Raw genomic sequence first — 4,169 nt, 5'->3', positions numbered from 1 at the left:
AACCCCCCCCCCCCCCCCCCCCCCCCCCCCCCCCCCCCCCCCCCCCCCCCCCCCCCCCCCCCCCCCCCCCCCCCCCGGGGGGGGGGGGGGCCCCCCCCCCCCCCCCCCCCCCCCACGACTGCGTTTCGGGGCCTCAGCGGTCGCCGTATGAGCGCGTCCGCACACGGCTTGTGTTCCGGCCCCCTCGCCGACCGACGACGCGTTGACTCCGGCCCGAATCGGGCGCCGACCCGGACTCCGCTAACGCGGCTCGCGGTGGCTGAGTCGCCCGTCTGGCAACCCCTTCGGCGGCTTTAACTGCGGCCGGATTTTTACCCGGCCCCGTCACTTTCGCCCCGTCGACCCCGCAAAAAATGGGCTCGTTCGGGAGGCGCGCTCGGCGCGTCGGGGACTCATTTCCGCAGGTGGCGGCCGGTGCTTTCGGGGAGCTGCCGCTCACCGAGCGAGGCCCCCGTCGCGCTCCGGCCACCGGGCGGGCCGGCGTCGCCGCTTGGGCCCGGCAACTCGGCCCGCGCCGGGCGGGGATTTCGGGCCTTAGCCTCCTCTCTAGCGAACAGCCTCCTAAACATTCCTTGCATCAGTCGTCATTAGCCCGAACTTGCGGAGAAAACATGTCGTTCGAGTCCGGTGGTTCATAGGTGTTGGACTTCGGGGCGCTACCGCCAGAGATCAACTCGGGCCGGATCTATGCCGGCCCCGGTTCCGGCTCGATGATGGCCGCGGCTTCGGCCTGGGATGGGCTGGCCAGCGAGCTGAGTCTGGCGGCGACCGGCTATTCGTCGGTGATCACCGAGTTGACCAGCGCACCCTGGCTGGGCCCGGCATCGCGATCGATGCTGGCCGCCGCCACGCCCTATGTCTCGTGGCTCGGCGCCGCCGCGGCGCTCGCCGAGGACGCCGCGAACCAGGCCAGAGCCGCAGCCGCCGCCTTCGAAACCGCGTTCACGTTGACGGTGCCGCCACCGGTGATCGCGGCGAACCGGGTTTTGTTGGCCACGCTGATTGCGACCAATTTCTTCGGACAGAACTTTCCGGCCATCGCCGCCACCGAGGCCCAGTACGCCGAGATGTGGGCCCAAGACGCCGTGGCGATGTACGGCTACGCGGCCGCCTCGGCGACTGCGACACAGTTGACCCCGTTCACCGAGCCGGCACAGGCCACCGACCAAGGCGGGCTGGCCGCCCAGGCGGTCGCCGTCGCTCAGGCCGTCGCCACGCCGGCGGGTACCGGCGCGCCCCAGGCGGCCGCGGCCACCCCGGGGCTTGCGCTTACCTCCGCCGACACGGTTTCCATCACGTCCGTCTTCACGTCGATAAACCAAGCGCTGCAACAGCTTTCGGCCGGGGCGCTGGCTTCGCAGCTGAACCCGTACAACTGGTGGATCGTGCAGCAGTTCGTCGCCCTCAACGTGTCGAACCGAACCGCGCTGTCGCGCACCACCGTGGGTCTCGCCTATTTCTCCACCGGCATGATGAGCTTCTTCGGCTCGATCGCACAGCAGACCACGTTCGGGCCCGGCGGGACGACGGCCGGGGCCCAAGGCGCCTGGTACGCGACACCGCAGTTCGCGGGCCTGCACCTGGGCGCAGTCGGCAGCGGCGCCGCCGGCCATGGCGGGATCGCGGCGAATTTGTCCTCGGCCACCAAGATCGGCGGGCTGTCCGTGCCGCAGGGTTGGGCCGGCTCTCCCGGAGCGATCGAGGAATCGGCCGCCCACGCGGTCGCCGTCGACTACGCCACCGACCCGCAGGGTGCGGGCAACGGGCTGCTGCGTGGCATGCCGATGGGCACCGGCGGCCGACGCTCGGGCTCCGCCTTCCCGCCCCGCGAATACGGATTCAGGCGCAGCGTACTCGCACGCCCGCCATCCGCCGGATAACCAGCTGTACGAGGCGGCCAACGTGGCCGCGACTGATGAAGGAGTCAGGACATGGCAATCGATTTCGGTGCGTTACCGCCGGAGATCAACTCGGCGCGCCTGTACACCGGCGTGGGCTCGACACCACTGGTGACCGCGGCCTCGGCCTGGAACTCCCTGGCCGCGGAGCTGAACGCGGCCGCCCTGGGCTATGAGAACGTGGTGACGCAGCTGGCCGGCGAGGAGTGGCTCGGGCCGGCCTCGGGGTCCATGGCCGCCGCGGTGCAACCGTATGTGGAGTGGGTCAGTACGACCGCCGCCCAGGCCGAACAGGCCGCCACCCAGGCCAGCGCGGCCGCGGCGGCCTACGAGGCGGCGTTCGCCGCGATCGTGCCGCCGCCGTTGATCGCGGCGAACCGCGCCGAGTTGGCCCAGGCGGTGGCGACCAATGTCATCGGGCAGAACACCGGGATCATCGCGCAGCTGGAAGCCCAGTACGCCGAGTTCTGGGCCCAGGACGCCGCGACGATGTACAGCTACGCCGGCAATTCGGCGGCGGCGTCCAACGTCACGCCGTTCACCTCGGCGCCGACGGTGGCCAATCCCGCCGCTTCGACGATCCAGGCGGCCGCGAGCACGTCCGCAGCGACCACGTCGGTCAGCTCAATCCAAAACCAGATCAACGCCGCCATCAGCCAGATCAGCGCGCAACTGGCGAGCCTGGCGTCGCCTTTCTATACGCCGCTGCAACAGGAATGGTGGTATCTGGCATCCGCCAACGGGCCGCTGTCCGCCGTGTGGCAGGTCCTCTTCGGGTCACCGTCGTTTCCGGGTAACAGCCTGTCCGCCTTCATGTCGGCGTGGTCGCCGTACGCTGGCGTCCTCTACAACACCGAGGGTCTGCCGTACTTCAGCATCGGCATGGGCAACTCAATGGTGCAGGTCGCTAAGAGTGTGGGCGCGATCGGCGGCGCGGTGCCGGCGGCCGCGGCCGCCGTCCCCAAGGGCCTGCCCGGGCTGGGCGGGCTGCTCGGCGGCGGCGCCCCGCCGGTGGCGGCGCATCTGGGCAGCGCCACCTCGATCGGCAAGCTGTCGGTGCCGGCCGCATGGTCCGGGCCGGTTTCGACGCCCAGCCACGCGACGGCCATCCCGGTGAGCAACGTCCGGGAGGCGCCCGACGCGGCGCCCGGAAACCTGCTGGGCGGCATGCCGCTGGCCGGGGCGGGCACGGGCGGATCCGGCGCAGGACCACGGTACGGATTCAAACCGGTCGTCATGGCCCGCCCGCCGGCGGCCGGCTAGCGGGCGGGCCGGCGAATGGTGCCGACGCGCGTCCCGGGCGGGCCGTCGTCGCCGGCCGGGCAAAGGCATTTGCTCCGGCGCGATTTCACCGCATCGGTGCTAAGCTCCATACGTGCTGGCCAACCGGCCTTCAACGGCAATCAGGAGGGGTTGACCTTCCAGGTTTGCTGTGACGGTCCTGTGAACGCCAGCGGTAGCGGCCGGGCGCTGTTACTGTGTCGTTACTAAAAGTGAATTCGCCGTGCCATCCAGTGAACAATTGCGAACAGGTGGACTCGGAATCAGCTTGAACCGGATGCTGTCATCTACTCTCTTGCACAGAGCAGTGCGGGGGACAATCTAGGAGGGAAAACATGTCGTTCGTGACCACACAGCCGGAGGCCCTGGCTGCGGCGGCCGGGAGCCTGCAGGGGATCGGCTCGGCGCTGAGCGCGCAGAACGCGGCCGCAGCCGCGCCCACGACTGGCGTAGTGCCGGCGGCTGCCGACGAGGTATCGGCGCTGACCGCGGCCCAGTTCGCCGCCCACGCGCAGATGTACCAGGCCGTCAGCGCCCAGGCAGCCGCGATTCACGAGCAGTTCGTGAGCACGCTGGGCATCAGCTCGGGTTCGTACGCCGCGACCGAAGCCGCCAACGCAGCGGCCGCCGGCTGATCAGGTTCAGCGGTTCTGGAATGTCGGGTCTGACGGCTGGGCCGGGATCCGAACTCACGTCGATTCAATCGCCGCGGTTGGCGCCTGACGTCCGCACGTCGGGCGCCGGCCGACGGTCCGGGGGAAGTCTTTCTGTATGTGGCTTGACGGTGCGCTAGCGCGTCACCGTTCGGCCAGCGTCACTCACAACTGAATACAAGTCACTCAGAATTAAGGAGAAAGCCAACATGGCAACACGTTTTATGACTGACCCGCACGAGATGCGGGCGATGGCGGGCCGCTTTGAGGTCCACGCGCAGACCGTTGAGGACGAGGCTCGCAAGATGTGGGCGTCGTCGATGAACATCGCCGGTGC

General features: G+C 69.7%; 3 protein-coding genes and 1 pseudogene. All 4 read left to right on the top strand.

The genetic code is table 11. The features are described 5' to 3' along the window. Positions 1 to 638: 638 nt before the first annotated feature. A complete protein-coding gene (locus tag A5712_RS00715) occupies positions 639 to 1,880 on the top strand; it encodes a PPE family protein (protein ID WP_068100169.1) in 1,242 nt (413 codons plus the stop codon). A 57-nt stretch (positions 1,881 to 1,937) separates the two neighbouring features. After that, positions 1,938 to 3,161, top strand: a complete 1,224-nt coding sequence (locus A5712_RS00710; RefSeq protein ID WP_156766341.1) for a PPE family protein — start codon at positions 1,938 to 1,940, stop codon at positions 3,159 to 3,161. A gap of 353 nt (positions 3,162 to 3,514) precedes the next feature. Continuing rightward, positions 3,515 to 3,814 (top strand): PE family protein, encoded by a 300-nt coding sequence (locus A5712_RS00705; RefSeq protein ID WP_066912455.1) that lies wholly within the window; start codon positions 3,515 to 3,517, stop codon positions 3,812 to 3,814. A 227-nt stretch (positions 3,815 to 4,041) separates the two neighbouring features. Then, positions 4,042 to 4,169: pseudogene (locus A5712_RS00700) on the top strand (WXG100 family type VII secretion target); the annotation flags it as partial.

Origin of the sequence: Mycobacterium sp. E2327, from assembly GCF_001672675.1 — a bacterium.
Classification (GTDB): domain Bacteria; phylum Actinomycetota; class Actinomycetes; order Mycobacteriales; family Mycobacteriaceae; genus Mycobacterium.
The sequence above is the reverse complement of the archived record's forward strand: the minus strand, read 5'-3'. Positions and strand labels throughout refer to the sequence as shown.

Excerpts from the sequence above, each read along its gene's own strand:
- A5712_RS00705 (WP_066912455.1), top strand. The coding sequence starts at position 3,515 with ATGTCGTTCGTGACCACACAGCCGGAGGCCCTGGCTGCGGCGGCCGGG.